16 protein-coding genes are annotated in these 16,051 nt (G+C 36.6%); 11 read left to right on the top strand and 5 right to left on the bottom strand.

Annotated elements, in window-relative coordinates:
- Positions 1 to 10 precede the first annotated feature (10 nt).
- A complete protein-coding gene (locus ACVQ8P_RS06585) occupies positions 11 to 1,303 on the top strand; it encodes a collagen binding domain-containing protein (RefSeq protein WP_462298421.1) in 1,293 nt (430 codons plus the stop codon).
- Between the two features lie 133 nt (positions 1,304 to 1,436).
- Here the strand turns inward: ACVQ8P_RS06585 and ACVQ8P_RS06580 are convergent, their stop codons facing one another.
- Both ACVQ8P_RS06580 and ACVQ8P_RS06575 read right to left on the bottom strand, forming a co-directional pair.
- Positions 1,437 to 2,327 carry an IS3 family transposase gene (locus ACVQ8P_RS06580; protein ID WP_462298550.1) on the bottom strand — a complete coding sequence of 297 codons (891 nt, stop codon included), beginning with the start codon at positions 2,325 to 2,327 and terminating at the stop codon, positions 1,437 to 1,439.
- The gene (locus tag ACVQ8P_RS06575; protein WP_462298420.1) at positions 2,282 to 2,791 is read right to left on the bottom strand and encodes a helix-turn-helix domain-containing protein; all 510 of its coding nucleotides are present in this window, start codon (positions 2,789 to 2,791) and stop codon (positions 2,282 to 2,284) included. The genes ACVQ8P_RS06580 and ACVQ8P_RS06575 overlap by 46 nt, the downstream gene beginning before the upstream one ends.
- A 303-nt stretch (positions 2,792 to 3,094) precedes the next feature.
- On the opposite strand from ACVQ8P_RS06575, the gene ACVQ8P_RS06570 reads away from it, so the two are divergent.
- On the top strand, positions 3,095 to 3,946 hold the full coding sequence (locus ACVQ8P_RS06570) for a DUF3737 family protein (protein ID WP_462298419.1): 852 nt from the start codon (positions 3,095 to 3,097) through the stop codon (positions 3,944 to 3,946).
- Positions 3,946 to 5,109 (top strand): MalY/PatB family protein, encoded by a 1,164-nt coding sequence (locus ACVQ8P_RS06565; protein WP_462298418.1) that lies wholly within the window; start codon positions 3,946 to 3,948, stop codon positions 5,107 to 5,109. The genes ACVQ8P_RS06570 and ACVQ8P_RS06565 overlap by 1 nt, the downstream gene beginning before the upstream one ends.
- Positions 5,110 to 5,158: 49 nt before the next feature.
- Here ACVQ8P_RS06565 and ACVQ8P_RS06560 read toward each other — a convergent pair whose 3' ends face one another.
- The 3 genes from ACVQ8P_RS06560 to ACVQ8P_RS06550 form a co-directional block, all read right to left on the bottom strand.
- Positions 5,159 to 5,356 carry a hypothetical protein gene (locus ACVQ8P_RS06560; protein ID WP_462298417.1) on the bottom strand — a complete coding sequence of 66 codons (198 nt, stop codon included), beginning with the start codon at positions 5,354 to 5,356 and terminating at the stop codon, positions 5,159 to 5,161.
- Positions 5,357 to 5,433: 77 nt separating this feature from the next.
- Entirely contained in the window at positions 5,434 to 5,853 is a 420-nt protein-coding gene (locus tag ACVQ8P_RS06555; RefSeq protein ID WP_462298416.1) for a hypothetical protein, read from the bottom strand.
- The gene (locus ACVQ8P_RS06550) at positions 5,834 to 7,327 is read right to left on the bottom strand and encodes a helix-turn-helix domain-containing protein (RefSeq protein ID WP_462298415.1); all 1,494 of its coding nucleotides are present in this window, start codon (positions 7,325 to 7,327) and stop codon (positions 5,834 to 5,836) included. The genes ACVQ8P_RS06555 and ACVQ8P_RS06550 overlap by 20 nt, the downstream gene beginning before the upstream one ends.
- 172 nt (positions 7,328 to 7,499) lie before the next feature.
- Between ACVQ8P_RS06550 and ACVQ8P_RS06545 the strand changes: the two genes are divergently transcribed.
- From ACVQ8P_RS06545 to ACVQ8P_RS06510, 8 genes are all read left to right on the top strand, one after another.
- Entirely contained in the window at positions 7,500 to 8,129 is a 630-nt protein-coding gene (locus ACVQ8P_RS06545; protein ID WP_462298414.1) for a WxL domain-containing protein, read from the top strand.
- A gap of 20 nt (positions 8,130 to 8,149) precedes the next feature.
- Positions 8,150 to 9,241 carry a DUF916 and DUF3324 domain-containing protein gene (locus ACVQ8P_RS06540; protein WP_462298413.1) on the top strand — a complete coding sequence of 364 codons (1,092 nt, stop codon included), beginning with the start codon at positions 8,150 to 8,152 and terminating at the stop codon, positions 9,239 to 9,241.
- A 280-nt stretch (positions 9,242 to 9,521) separates the two neighbouring features.
- Positions 9,522 to 12,158 (top strand): hypothetical protein, encoded by a 2,637-nt coding sequence (locus ACVQ8P_RS06535; RefSeq protein WP_462298412.1) that lies wholly within the window; start codon positions 9,522 to 9,524, stop codon positions 12,156 to 12,158.
- A 68-nt stretch (positions 12,159 to 12,226) separates the two neighbouring features.
- Positions 12,227 to 12,946 (top strand): WxL domain-containing protein, encoded by a 720-nt coding sequence (locus ACVQ8P_RS06530; RefSeq protein WP_462298411.1) that lies wholly within the window; start codon positions 12,227 to 12,229, stop codon positions 12,944 to 12,946.
- A gap of 28 nt (positions 12,947 to 12,974) precedes the next feature.
- Positions 12,975 to 13,751 carry a WxL domain-containing protein gene (locus tag ACVQ8P_RS06525; protein ID WP_462298410.1) on the top strand — a complete coding sequence of 259 codons (777 nt, stop codon included), beginning with the start codon at positions 12,975 to 12,977 and terminating at the stop codon, positions 13,749 to 13,751.
- Between the two features lie 67 nt (positions 13,752 to 13,818).
- Positions 13,819 to 14,595 (top strand): WxL domain-containing protein, encoded by a 777-nt coding sequence (locus tag ACVQ8P_RS06520; RefSeq protein ID WP_462298409.1) that lies wholly within the window; start codon positions 13,819 to 13,821, stop codon positions 14,593 to 14,595.
- A 41-nt stretch (positions 14,596 to 14,636) separates the two neighbouring features.
- Positions 14,637 to 15,236, top strand: coding sequence for a WxL domain-containing protein (locus ACVQ8P_RS06515; RefSeq protein WP_462298407.1), 600 nt, complete (start codon positions 14,637 to 14,639; stop codon positions 15,234 to 15,236).
- A gap of 35 nt (positions 15,237 to 15,271) precedes the next feature.
- Positions 15,272 to 16,051, top strand: coding sequence for a WxL domain-containing protein (locus ACVQ8P_RS06510; RefSeq protein ID WP_462298405.1), 780 nt, complete (start codon positions 15,272 to 15,274; stop codon positions 16,049 to 16,051).

Raw genomic sequence — 16,051 nt, 5'->3', positions numbered from 1 at the left:
GATTAGCCAAATGGGAAAAAGAATGAAGCGTATCGGAGTTATTTTAATGGCCATTTTTATAGTGACAGTTGTAGCTGGGAAGCAAGCTCAAGCGGCTGATAAAGGAGATAGCTACGTTACAAAAGCAGAATTACAGGATGAAAACGGTCAGGTAAAAACTGATTTTAAGCAATATGATAATATGCAAGCTCATTATAACTTCACGATTCCAGCTAATAGTGGTTTGAAGTCTGGCAATCAGATGACGATTAATTTACCGAAACAACTTATTCTAAATCAAACGGTCTCATTCAAAATTGAGAATCCTGATGGGGAAGTCATTGGGAATGCAACAGCTGATAAAACAACAGGGAAACTGATTGTGACAGTTACAAAGTATGTTGAAACCCACAATCAAGCAGCAATCACAGGCGAACTATCTGTTTGGGTTAGCTGGAATCATGAATTGGTTTCCAGTGGCTCTAGTGTATCAGTTGATTGGGGCGTAACAGGAGAAACAACGATTAACGTTGATGAGGGTGAGGGGTTGCCTGATCAAGTTGAAACTTTATATAAATGGGGGTCGGTTGATGCTAAAGATCCAACCTTGATTCATTGGACGGTTCGATTAAATTATGCACAAAAAGAGATTAAAAAGGCAATTTATAAGGATACAATTGGCGCAAATCAAATTTTGATTTCAGGTTCAATTGATGCTGCGCATGGATATTATACGAATAATACTTTTAATAAAACGTCAGCAATAACTAAGGACCAAATTGTTGAAAATGGGCAAACCGGGTTCATACTGACTCTTGGAGATTTAGCTGATACAGTTGTGATGAATTACGATACACGAGCAACTGATGAGGGTGTTTCAACCACATATGCTAACTCAGGAGAATTAACTGGGGAAGACTTTACGACTTCTACGGTTGCAGTTTATACACCTAAAAATGGTGGGAATGGAACGGGTAACGGAACAGAAGATGTGACACCAAGTAAACCAGTAGTTCCCAAACCAGATGTACCAGGTACGGATAAATCGGTAGTAAATAAACCAGATACATCAGGGGCAGATAAACCAATACTCGGGCATACATCTGAAAAAATACCACAAAAATATGTAACCAAGAAAAAACAACAAACTAAAGTTATTATGAAAAAAGGCAATAAAGTGAAACAACCAGTAAGTAAAAAAGAAGTTAAGCGACGAACATTACCAAAAACAGGTGAGAAAATTAATTTCCAATCAATGTGGGCAGGATTAGGATTAATTCTATTGAGCGGTGTATTAGCATTCGTGCGTAAGCAATGTCAGTAAAATAAAAACGGAGTCTATATAAAGAGATGGATGTCATTTATAGGATTAGTTCTCGTCATTGTAAAATTAGGACAAAAAAATAACCATCTCTTAATGAAGTGCCCCAATAAAGTTAGACAAAAATATTAATATGTTAGTTCAAAGTGTGACACCTGTAAGATTCTCTATATTCTACAGGTGTCATTCCTTTTTTATTTAAAGAAATTCTTTCATTATTATACCAGTTAATATAATCTGCCATTTTTTCTTTTAAATCTGTAATGGAAACGATAGTTTCTCTATTCAAACATTCTCTTTTTAGTAAACTAAAAAAACTTTCAATTGGTGCGTTATCTAAACAATTTCCTTTACGTGACATACTTTGAATGATTCCCATACCACATAGCTTTTTTTGGAAATTTTTGTTCTGGTACATAAACCCTTGGTCCGAATGTAGTATCGAATTGTCATTATAATTTTTTAATCCATTTAGCGTATCGTTGATTAATTTCAAATCTGGATGAACACTAACTTGATAGGACACAATTTCTTTACTACCCTGATCGATAATCGCGGAGATGTATCCCCAGCCCTGTTCAGTTTTAATTTGTGTAACATCGGTATGAAATATCTCTAATGGTTTTGTGGCTTTAAACGTTTGCTTGAGTAAATTACGAGCTACGTGACCGACGGTCCCTTTATATGAATTATATCTGGAATTATGCTTGTTGTACAAAGTTACCTTTAATCCTAATTGCGTCATTAGTGATCTGATAGTTTCTTTACAGTAATTAAACCCATTTTTAAGAGATAAGAACCAAATTCTTCTATAACCGTAGGTTAGCTTACTCTTGTTAAATATTTCACGAATAAAGTGCTTAATATCAGTATATTTATCAAGCTTAGATAGGTGCTTTAAATGATAGTAATAAGTTGACCGTCTTAAATCGCACATGGACAATAAGCTATCTAATGGATAATCATGCCGTAGTTCGTAAACTACTTGGAACTTTTGTTTTCCACTTTTCGAACTACGGCATTGAATTTTTTTAAGATATCACGTTCCATTTTTACTAACTGAAGTTCGTTTTCAAGTTCTTCTATTTTTTTATTTTTATTATTGTCTTTAATTTTATACTTCTTTTTTTTATTTATCATGATGGTCTGTCTCTTTTCTAATGCTTTTAAGCCAACTATACCGTGTTTTTGATAAATACTGAACCATCTTTGGAAAGTTGAAGGAGATATTAAAAAATGAGAAGCAATTTTATTAGGTCCTAATCCTGTATTTAATGCATATTTAATGACTTCTAATTTAAATTTAATAGGTTGATGCTGTCGTGATACATGGTGCAACCCAATATACCCATGTTCTTCAACCAAGCAAACCCAATATTTAATATTTTGTGCCGAAACATTAAATTCATCCGATAGAGTTTTGTAACTATAAGATGAACTTAAGTATAAGCTCACCATTTTAGATTTAAAATCTATTTCATATTTTGTCATAAAAAACACCCCAATAAAGTTAGATTTTTAAGTCCAACTTTATTGGGGCACTTCATTATCTTTGGCAAGATAACGGTTATTTCTTAACTTAAGTCTAGTCACCGTCTTAAACGGTTCTACAAGAGAAGTCCTGTTGAAGCAGGGCTTCTTTTTATATACTTAGTATAACATAGGCAGAAATATAATAACAATTGCGAGACTTTTTAGCCTTAACAAGGACACAATAGATTGCGATAATTGCTTGACTTAGAGTTAACTTTAAGTTGTATGATTAGACTATGGAATAGAAAGAAGGACTTAATAATGAAATTTATCGATCAACAAGTATTAACCGGAGAACGTGCGCTTTTTAATGCCAAGGAAATGACGATTACAGATTCAGTTTTTGAAAATGGGGAATCACCATTAAAAGAAAGCCGAGATATAACATTAAAAAATGATATTTTTAAATGGAAATACCCAGTTTGGTACAGCGAAAACGTGCAAATTGACGATTCTATTTTAACAGAATCAGCTCGTTCAGGTATTTGGTACACAAATCATATTAAAATTAACAACACAGTTATTCAAGCACCTAAAACATTTAGACGTGGTCAAGATATTGAATTAAATCATGTTCAATTGCCTAACGCAGAAGAAACTTTTTGGAATTGTAGCCAAATCGAACTCAATGATGTAGTGGCTAACGGCAATTATTTTGCGATGAATAGTTCAGATATAACCATCAAAAATTTCACCTTAACAGGTAATTACGCATTTGATGGTGCAAAAAATATTGAAATTCACAATGCTAAAATTGTCACAAAAGATGCTTTCTGGAATTGTGAGAATGTCACAGTTTACGATTCAGAAATTACAGGTGAATATTTAGGCTGGAATTCAAAAAATGTCACGTTTATTAATTGTACAATCGCCAGTGAACAAGGTTTCTGTTACATGGAAGATGTGACGGTTAAAGGCGATAGCAAGATTATTCATACGGATCTTGCTTTTGAATACTCAACAGTTGATATTGACGTAACATCTCACTTAGAGAGCGTTAAAAATCCAATTTCAGGTAAAATTATTTCTGCTGGCATTGACGAACTGATTATTGATGATGACAGTATTGATGAAGCTAAAACAACCTATCAAGTTAAATCGGAGCAAGTCTAATGAGTCAATTTGATAAAATGACGAACCGTTTTGATACGGATTCAATGAAGTGGGATGTCCAAGAAGGTGAGTTACCGATGTGGGTAGCGGATATGGATTTTGAAGTGGCGCCTGAAATTCAACAAGCCATCACGGATCGACTGGCTAAACCAGCCTTAGGTTATACGGATGTGCCAGAACGCTATTATGAAGCTGTTGCTAACTGGTGGGAAACGAAGCATCAATTTAAAATGGAAACGGATTGGATCCTATTTTCAACCGGAGTTGTGCCAGCAATTTCGTCAATTGTCCGCAAAATGACACAGGTTAATGATAATGTGGTGGTACTATCACCGGTTTATAATATTTTTTATAATTCAATTATCAATAACCAGCGTCATGTGTTGGTGAGTGAATTCATTTTTGAAAATGAAAATTACCGCATTGACTATCAAGATTTGGAAGAAAAATTAGCTCGTCCAGAGACAACACTTTTCATTTTTTGCAATCCCCATAATCCGATTGGGAAAGTCTGGGATCGTGAAACGTTGTTAAAAGTGGGTAACCTTTGTTTGAAGTATGATGTCTTGTTACTTTCAGATGAGATTCATTGTGATTTAACTCATCCGGGGTATGCTTATACGCCATTTGCGTCAGTTTCTGCTGAAATTGCGCAAAATGTGATTATGTGCGCAGCGCCAACGAAGACTTTCAATATTGCGGGGATGCAGACGGCAAGTATTATTGTGCCAAATCCTAAAATTAGAGCGTTAGTGAATCGCGGTATCAACACCGATGAAGTCGCAGAACCCAATGTGTTCGCGATTGAAGTTGCGATTGCGGCTTTTACCAAAGGGGATGCGTGGTTACGTGAGCTACTTGATTATTTAATGCTTAACAAGGCTTATCTTGAATCATTTATGCGCAAAAATGTGCCTCAAGTAAAAGTCATTCATGCTGAAGCAACCTATCTGGCTTGGCTTGATTGTACTGAAGTCACCGAAGATACGACTGAATTATGTGATTTTATCCGAAAAGAAACCGGCTTGTACTTATCGGCGGGTGACATATTTGGTAAAAATGGACGTCAATTCATTCGTCTGAACTATGCTTGCCCTAAAGCAAGACTTGAAGACGGCTTAGCTCGGTTTGAACGTGGCATTACCAGTTACTTACAAAAATAAAAAGTCTGCCCTAACTTACTTCATTAAAAAGTAGGTTAGGGCAGATTTTTTATTTTTTTTTAAAATCGAACCCAATTAAAACCGCAACGACAACAGTGACCACAGCGGCTGCAAGGCAGTCAATCATTAAAAAATGACCATTCACAAAAAATTCAATTGCAACGCGAAGTAAGGTTGCAACGGCTAACGCCAACACGAACGTTTTAATATAATGGTTATTTATATAATCATTTATCTTTTTAAACATGGTATCAACTCCCTTATCTATGAGACTAATAGTGGCACAAATAAGACGAATTAGCGAGCTTTTAAAAATCAGTTAGATTATGTGTTAGCACCTTTTACACCGTGAATCAGTCTCCCTGAAATATGGTAGGCCATATTTCCTGATGCGGTATGTGAAAATAATTGATCTGGCGGTGTCACAGGGTGTTGTTCTTTGTCAGATAGAAAGGTGATTGGAGAAGCGGCAAGGTTTTTTTCTTTATCGGCCTTTAATTTCTTTTTTTCTGTGATTGTTTTTGATTTGGTAACTGGTTTAGGAGCTGTTTTATCCTGGCTTTCTTTGTGTCCTTTTGGGTTAATGGGTGTTGCATCTTGACTTGGGTTAATGGGATCAACCGGATGGACAAGAGTTGAGTCGGCCAATACGGGACCACCTATGAGTAATGAAGAAATCAGGGTTATTCCGCCATAATATAAAGATGTTTTATGATAATGATCATTAGTGTTCTTTTTCGTCATTTGGATCCCCGCTTCCTGAATTACTACGAACAGCAACTAGAACATTGGCGAAGGTTTCCCAGTCAGTTGCTAAAGGTGGTGCACCCCAGATTAAATAATGTGAATCGACATCTGCTAATAAGAAGTCAGAAAGATAAATATCCGTGTCTTTAGATAAACGAAAATTCACATTGATATTGAAGAAGGGTAAAGCTTTTAAACTCTTATAGATTAATTCGTTGTAGTTACGACCCGCAGAAAAATCAATGGTAACAGTGACTGGTTTGACGACTGAGGCTGTCTCAAGGAATCTAATCAAAAGGAAGATATAGTTGGACTTGAGATTCGTTGATTCATTTGATTTTGTTAAATCAATTAAATGTGCGATAGTATCTGTATCTTTTTTGATGAAATCATCGACAAATAGATAGAACCAGTTATAATTTTCGTTTAGGATGGTATCATTTACTACTGTATTCCAGCTGAAATACAGTGGTACTTTGTAAAAATGTTGGAAATTAATGGCAGATAATCCTGAAAAGATCTGACTTTTAATTTTTTCAGACAACTCAGTATTAAAAAAGCTGTTAAGCTCGGTTAAAAATGAATTATTTAATGTTGTAATTTTCTGTTTAAGAGCGGGCTCACAAATCTCAGCAGAAATAAGCTCTTCCGAATAAAGGAAGTTGATAATGAATTCTGCTTCAGCATGTTGGTCACACGCCGATAAATGTGCGGTGAGATCGTGGTCTTTTAAAACAGCTTCAATTTCTTTTGCTAAATCTGGATTAGCTAGTGGTTGTAAGAAGACATCTGAAGTTTTAATCGAATGATTAAAAGATAGACGTTGCAACAAGATAGCAAACATAAATTTTAACTTGAGAATTTGGGTATGTGTTGGAATCGTTTTGATTAAGGGCATAATCTGGTTGAATAATTTATTTGATTCAGCATCAATGGCGTCACTGAATGGAAATTCGTAATTTTTATAGACTTCCAAGTATATTTGGTAGTAAAACATTCTGATTTTTTCTTCTGGTCCAGCCATTTTAAAATCAGAATCAATACTTAACCCTAAATCAGTTAATGCATCATCCAACGCATACTTAATCCGATACGTTTTTGAGGTACTCAAAAAGATAGACTCTGCGAACGCATCTATGTCAAAATGATTAGCATCAGTCATTAAAATATTGTTTAATAGTTTAAAGTTAGCCGAATTAGTTGCGTAGACATAAATAAGATGGTTAATAGAATCTCGACCTGATTTTTGTAAACTAATTGCTTTATTTTCAAATATGATTGTATAATACGATTCTAAGTCGTATTCAGCGATGTCTTTTTCTAATTCTGTAGCCGCAGTTGTTGTAATGAATGTTGACCATTCAAGTGCCGTTTTGATTTCTTTAATCGTGGCTGTCTGCGCATAGCTACTTTCGAGAAACGAAAATAATTGTAATTTTCGAATATCGTCTTTGTTAAAGATAAAATTCATAAAATAACCTCCAAGGTAATACATACCGTTTTAATTATGATAGGGAAACGTTTAACAGTCATTTCTATTAATTTAAAAAATTTAAAAAAATAGATAAATTGCTTGTGAAAAAAAGGGTCGCAATGTGCTATAGTAAAATATATATGCCATGAACAATTGGAAGGGGACAAACATGCGATTGATAAAACTATTGATTTCCATTACAGCACTATTAGGGCTACTGATCATGGGGACAAGTAAGCCTGCATCTGCAAAAGAAATATCTCAACATTCAAAAGCGTCAATGGTTTATCAGAGTGGGGACACAACGATTGATTATGCGTCTTCTTTGGATTTCGGAACTAATCAGATTAACACAAAAGACAATGTCTACTATGCTAAGGCACAAGAAATGAAAAATAGGGCTTCACGTCCTAACTATATTCAAGTGTCCAATCTAACTGGGAAACTCGGTGGTTGGACTTTAAATGTTAAACAAAGCCAACAGTTTAAGTCGAATAAGACGAACAAAGAATTGACTGGTGCGGTCTTGCATTATGGTCATGCGGAATTGGCATCAGTGTCTAGTGATAAAAAGCCTAGCTACTACCAAAAAGATTTTGATTTATCCGTGGGTGCTGATAAGACGGTTGTCAGTGCAACTGGTGATCAAGGATACGGGACCTGGATCTATCGTTTTGGCAATATGGAAACGAAAGATAAAAGTGTGAGCCTCGCAATTCCTAAAGCAACAACTAAGATGGCTGAAGTTTATCAAACAGAAGTGACTTGGTCATTGAATAATGCACCGACGAATAAGTAAAAGCTGAATAGGTGGGTATAATGAATAGACAAAAGAGAAATATCATTTTCAGTTTCTACTATATAATAGGCGCATTATTTTTTCTAATAAGTAGTAACCAAACGGTGCAGGCGGATCAGATTAATTTTAAAGTTACGACTGAGACGAATGCGTATCAATTAGATAAAGACGTCACCTATTTTGATTTGAAGTTAAATGAGAATCAAAAAACCACACTATATGTTGATGTCACGAACGTCTCAAATAAACCAATTACGGTGGAACCAACAGTGAGAGTAGCGACGACTAATTATAATGGCGTGGTCGAGTATCAGGCAGCAACTAAAACAAATTTAACGCAATCAGCGATACCGTTAACCAACTTAGTCAAGTCACGAGTAGCGCGTTACCAAATTCCCGCGAAAACGACTGAAAAGATACCTTTTAATCTTACCATGCCTGCAACAACATTTGAAGGTGTCGTTGCAGGGAGTGTGCAAGTTAGTGAAAAAGAAACTAAGAAGGCTATGAATGGACAAGAGGGTGATACGCTTGTTAATAATCGTTTTGTCTTCAATGAAGCCATTGTCTTGCATGGTCAACCGAATACGTCAAAAAGAACTTTGAAGATGGCTGGTGTTGAAGCAGGACAGATTAATGCCCGCAATGTGATTTCATTAAAACTAGATAATCAAATTCCTGAGTTTCTTAATCAAGCGGAGATTGAGGCAACTATCACAAGTCACGGCAGCAAGAAGGTGTTGTATCAGTCAAAAACAGCGGGGATGCAGATTGCGCCTAGTTCATTGTTTGCTTATCCGATTCCGTTAGACGGAAAAGCCTTGGAACCTGGAACGTATACGCTACACGCGACTGTTAAATCTAAAAATCAAAAATGGCATCTTGTCGAAGATTTCAGAATAGATGGCCAAAAAGCCAAAAAGTTAAATAAAAAAGATGTCACTATTAAACATGATTATACTTGGCTGTATCTATTAATTGCTGTCTTGTTAATTGTTTTATTACTGATTGCCTTGATTACGAAGTTGGTTAGAGATAACCATAAGAAACAGGCTGAAGTAACCAAGTATCAACAAATGCTAAAAATGGCGCGTGAGAAGAATAAAAAATAAATGGTTAAGTTAATTGAATGAACAAGCTGATGGTTACGGAATATTTACTTCTGTAGCCATCAATTTTTTGTAAAAAGCGTCCATTTCAATTATTTTAAAAAAAATAAAATAAAAGATTTAACATTGAAATAAATTATGTAGTAGAATGACTGTAGCGTAAAAATAGAAGTTAAGTACGAGTTTCATTCTATGAGTAGGGTAGCAAATAAAATATTGGTGGGGCTAATATTTTATTCGGGCAAGAAAACAGAGTATTGATTAAATTTAGGGGGAACCGAATATGGAACGACACAATAGTGGTAAACAAGGATGGCTTTCATTAACGTTAATGACAAGTGCTATTTTTGCTGGGTTATTGGCTGGTGGAGCTATGACTAACAGAAATAATAGTAGCCATGTTTATGCCCAAACAACGATTGAAAAAGCAGCAACGATAAAAAAGACAGTAATAAACAAAACCATAGATAAACCGACAACAAACGAAAAAACTAAAACCTCAGACAAACAAACGACATCTAAAACAACAAATAAACAAAAAAATGAAGAAAAAACAAAGTCTAAAGCAACAAAGGCTGATGAGAATTATATGGCACCTACAGATGCTGATCCAATGCATACAACGTGGGTGGATAAAGATTATGTAGCCACCTCAGCAACAGAATTTGTTACACAATCAGGTGCCACAGATAATCTAGATGAACCTGCTATCTATTTTGGAAATGTATTTTTAAAGTTTCAGCCTAATGAATTGAGTAACAGGCGACCATATGAAAGTAAGCAGCAAACTAATTTATCTAGTTGGTTGTTTCCAAGCCAGACAAACCAAGGTACTAACGCTAACGTAAATAATGCCCCAAGGATTGATGACGGAATTATTATTAATGGTGCCGTTCCAGATGATCGTGGGTATTATGATGGGAAAGCCGTGGCCTCAATATTTTCTGCTATGCGGGAAGGAACAAATGTTGGAGAGTATCATCTCTATAAGAATACGACTAATACTGGTTTTAAAGCAACAATGTATGATAAAGAATACAATCTAAGTTATACTTTTGAAGAAATGTACGACAATAGCGGCGGTATTTATCGATATTTCAGGATTACTAATAATGCGGCTGAGACTAGAGATATTGGAGCTGTTGAAGGGGCACAACCTTTTGTTGACAAGCAAAATACCCCAGTAGTTAGTTCGGCCCCTAATCAGGGGTTCAAGATGACAGGTAGAAACCATGCGCTAAGTTTATCGCTGATTGATCCTAGTACACATGCTCCCTTTAAGAAGGGTTGGACGAATTATTCAGGCGGAAACTACGTTCAAACCGCTGCATCTAACTATCATAGTATTATGGGGAAGGGTGATATTGGTACCTATTTTAAAAATGGCGCACTTGGAACTGGAATGGAAGACTCAGCAGCTGAGACGAATATTACTATTTATGATATTGCACACCCATTGAGTATAGTTAAGGATGCTCAGACTGCATATTTACTAAAAGCTAATCCAGTTTCCTTGAAACAAGGGGAGACACTTACAAATGGGTCTTATCTAACGTATGGGGCTACATCGGCATCGGCAGCACCACCTGTTGCGACAGCTACACCGGCAACAATCAATGCTTATGCGGACCAAACAGATGCGCTTGAGATTACAGGGGAGGTTTCAGATCCTGATAGCACTAAAGGACACATCCAAGTGACGTATCCAGATAAAACTTCAGCAACAACGGCTTATGATACTGGGAAAATAGATACTTCTGTAGATTATACAGTAAACCTTGATGCTACTAAGTTAAAATCAGGTGCCAATGAAGTAACAATTACGGCTATCGATACCGATAATAATATACAAAAGGTACCTGTTAAAGTTACCGTTAACCTATTTAAATTAGGTGCAACAGGATTACCCCAGGTTATTAAATTAGGCGGAACTGTTTCAACTGATGAAGATACGTTAATTAAAGACTTAACAATTATGAATTTACCAGATCCAAAAGATCCTAAGAAGACAGTTGATAATAAACATACGTTAACAATCGATACGACGAATCCATCGAAAAAACCGATTGATAATAAAACGGTCGGTTTCTATATTCAAGATATGCTCTTAACAGATACGGATGTGACACCTAAAGAAACGGCTAAAGTTCCCGTACCAGTTAATGTCTTGGATGATGCCTCAAACCATGATAAGCTCGCAGCCATTGAAGCTAATGATTTTACGGTTATTAAGACTGACAAATTAGCGACTTTATCAACAGATGCTATTAATGCGTTGATTCTTAAAAAATCAGCTGCTAAGGCTTGGTACTTGGCGGATGGTAAGTCACTGACTGTTAAAGTTTCATATACAAACTTAACAAAAGATTCAACGAGATTCAGTACAGGTGTGAAAGCGATTGTGACGGCTAGTTATGAAGATGCTGGTAAAACAGTTACGCTAAACAAACATGTCAAAATAACTGTCACTGGGGGTCCAGCGGCCTTAACACATGTGCCAACATCAATTCATTTTGGTAACAAGGATGGTGTGGTTTTACCTTATGCGGCTGAGACGTTAAAGCTTAGAGGGAAGGATGATACTCCTGATGATTATAACGTGACATTTGATAATCCAGGTAAAGAAGATTATTCACTTTACGTTTCATCGAGTGACCTAACAAGTACTGTTGATAAAAGTAAGACCTTATCAGGAGTTGTTTATTTTATTAATGCAATTGGTGGAAGGGATCCAATTGATGGTAAGCAAAGTACACTTGTATTTAATGATACAACAGATTTGGCTAAACCAGATCCAATTAATTTAGGTGGGACAAAGAACACCGTTAGAGTTGAGTTAGCTGGTAAGGACAAAAACTTAATGAATGCTGAAGGCTCATATACAGGTCAGATTAACTGGTCAATGGTTACTGCACCATAAAAATAGGTAATAAACTTTAAAAACTTTTATTATGTACCATATTTCCATCGGGGGAAGGGGGGAAATCAATGGCAAAAAAATTGATTCTAAGTGTTTTATTAGGAGCTAGTTCATTGCTAGGGGTTGCGCAGGTCGTTCATGCAGATGCCACAACAGTGAATTATACTTCTCACGGTTACATTGAATATTACAAAAATACAGATGTAATACCGCCAGTAGATCCAACGCATCCAACAGATCCGCTAGATCCAATAGATCCAACGGAACCAGGAACTGCTGGCCCATTATCAATTGATTACGCGTCAAATATCAATTTTGATAAGCAAAAAATTTCAGGGAAAGATGAAGTTTACTATGCAGAACTTAATCATATGACGGACAAGAATGGGAAAGAAATTGAAACACCAGACTACATTCAAGTGACAGATGATCGAGGAACAGATAGTGGATGGAAACTAACCGCTTCAGAAGCAACACCTATGATGAGTGGCAAGAATGAATTAAAGGGAACTGTTATTACTTTAACGCATGGAACTGCTACGGGTGAGAACAATGTATCAATGAAACCAACTGCGGCTAAAACGGTGGCAATCGCAGCTGGTGGGGATGAATCAACCGTCTTAACGGCGACAGAAAACCATGGTATGGGTACCTGGGAAGATTCGTTCGGTACAAGTAATGAAGATGCAAAAACAAGTATCTCAATTGCTGTACCAGCTGCCACTAAAAAGGTTGCAGGGTTTTACAAAACAGATTTAACGTGGACATTAACAGATAGTGCTTTATAAAAAAAGATAAAACAAGGGGAAATTGATTATGAAATTAGCAAACGTCGTACTTTTAGGTACATTAGGTCTTATGGGAGTAACTGCATCAACATCAGCTGTATCAGCTGATACAACAACGGTAGATTACAAATCACATGGTATCATTTCTTATACAAAAAATAGTGGTTCAACTGACCCTGGTATTGTTGATCCTGGACAACCCGGAACAGTTGATCCAACAGATCCTTCAGTCGACCCTGGAACAGGTGGTCCATTATCAATTGATTACGTTTCTAACTTTAACTTTGGTAGCCAAAAGATTTCTGGTAACAAAGCAACTTATGATGCACATCTTGTTGAAGTAACAGCAGCTGCTGATTCAGATGCTCATAAGGTTAACGATGTCTACAAAGTGCCTAACTACTTACAAGTTTCTGATAACCGTGGATCTGTTTCAGGTTGGAAGTTAACAGTTGCTCAAACAAAAGCATTTACAAGTGAAGATGGCTCATCAGCTATTAAGGGTGCTCAAATGACATTAACAAACCAAAACACACGTAATGCTGATGATGACGCTTCAAAAAAAGGTCCAACTGATTTAAACAAAACAGTTGTCATTGGTGATGGGACTAAAGATGAAGCTGTTATGACAGCAGCTGACGGTGAAGGTGCCGGAACATGGACTGATGCTTTTGGTAATGTTCAAAAACAATCAGACCAAGATGTACATGATTCAGTTAAATTAGAAGTTCCAGGTGGCCAAAAACTTGTTGACCAAAAATACTCATCAGATATTACTTGGACTTTAACGGATGCGGGAATCTAAATAGTCACTTGATTTAACTTGTTTAAAAAAAATAAAAAAACTTAGATTACAAAAGGGGAAATAAATTATGAAAATGTCAAAAATTTTACTTAGCTCAGCAGCAGTATTAGGTATGGTAGCAGCATCAAGTTCAGTATCAGCAGCAACAAAAGCAGATGGCGTAGATGGATCAAAGGGTGGCGTATATCATTCAACTGGTAGTGTAAGCTTTAAGGATGACGATAGCCAAACAGATCCCGTTGATCCAACAGACCCAACAGACCCAGTTACACCCGTTGATCCAACAGATCCAACAAAACCCGTTCACCCCGGAACAGCTGGTCCTTTATCAATTGATTTCGCATCAAGTCTTGCATTTGGTGAACAAATCATCTCTGGTGATAACCAAGTTTACAAAGCTAAAGTACAAAGTGTTACAGATAAAGATGGAACAAGAGATGTTCCTAACTACGTCCAAGTGACAGATAAACGTGGGACAAATGCTGGATGGACTTTAACAGTTAACGAAGGTGCACAATTTGCTTCTAACGGTGAAAAATTAACAGGTGCTGAATTAGCAATTGCTGCTGGCAAACAAACAGTTGCTGGTAAAAATGCTGTAGATCCTACTGTAGACCCAACTGCAACACAAACTGCTCAAGTTATTGGAACAGATGCTTCAACAGTAATGGGAGCTAAAGCTGACCAAGGAATGGGTACATGGACTGATGCTTTTGGTAAAGACGCAGCAGACGCTGCAGATGCCGTAACATTAACAGTTCCTGGTACATCTAAAAAGAATGCTGGCGACACATATACAACTGACTTAGTATGGACATTAACAAATGACGTTTTCGCCGGTTAATTACTGGTTAAACAAAAGGGATAACACAAAGGGGAAACATAATGAAATTATCAAGAATTTTAGTGAGCTCAATGGCTCTTATGAGTCTTTCAGCACTAGCAACTCCAGCATTTGCTGCTGATGTTAATAGTAAAGACAGTAAAGCAGATGCAACATTTACAGAAAATACAACGGATCCTGAGGGTGATTTAACACTAACGCATGTTAGTGATATCAGCTTTGGTTCAAAAGAAATTAGTGGTAGTGATATTACTTATCCTGTTGATACTGTAACAGCCAATGCAAAAGTTACAGATAATCGTGGAAGCAATGCTGGTTGGACTGTTAAGGTTGCGAACACAGAATTTGCAACTGACGCTAAAGATGCATTGACTGCTGCAACATTTGAATTAACAAATAGTTCATCAACGAATGATAACGGCGATAAATATATAGCAACACCTGCAAAATCAGTTAAATTAGATGGTTCTGGAAATGCAGTTGATTATTCTGCAGCTAAAGCTAATACTGGTATGGGTGTTACAGAAAGTAATTTTGCTGATGGTGCTTTAACAGTTCCTGGTACAACTAAAAAAGTTAAAGATACATTATACACATCAACATTAACTTGGACATTAACAGATGACGCTTTAGGTGCATAATTTCTAACGGGTAACAGAAAGGTGGGGGCCTATTTATGAAAATGACAACTAAATTAATTAGTTCAATAGCATTAACGACCTTCCTCATACCGTTAGGAATTAGTAGTGCTAATGTTCTTGCTGCCGGTGGCGATATTGCTATTGACGGACAAACAGGCACAACAGATACTAGTTTGAAATTACTTGAACAAACAAGTCCGGTTGATCCAACCGACCCAACAAAACCAGTTAAGCCAACTGACCCAACTAATCCATTCGTTCCTGGAACCGGAGACCTGAGAATTGATTATATTTCACCCATTCATTTTGGGGAAATTCAGGTTTCGGGTTCTGATAAGAAGTATGGTGCAACGTTCGATAATGTGACTCAGTACCAAGATGATCGTGATGCCGATGATAAGTTAGTTCTTGATGAAGGTAATACTAAGGACGTTGGTCAGTATGTTCAAGTGACTAATAAACTTGCAGGTCACTGGTCACTGAGTGTTTCTAATACGCCATTTGTATCAAAAACATCAAAAACTGAATTAACGGGTGCAACGTTAAACCTTAGCACAACAACCGCTAAGACAACGGCTGATGCTAATGATGCAGTGACTCAAGATGTGACACTTTCAGGTGATCAAAAGAGTCGAGCTGTCTTTTCATCAAGTAATGTTGGTGTGACAACTGACATGTTTGGAGATGCTGCTAACGCTGATTCTGATGGAAAAAATAGCGGTGTTCAATTGGTGGTACCGGGTAGCACAGCTAAAGTAATTGGAGACCAATACTCTTCAGATTTAACATGGACTTTAACTAATGCTGGCGTGTAA

Source organism: Dellaglioa sp. BT-FLS60 (assembly GCF_054941065.1).
The sequence above is the reverse complement of the archived record's forward strand: the minus strand, read 5'-3'. Positions and strand labels throughout refer to the sequence as shown.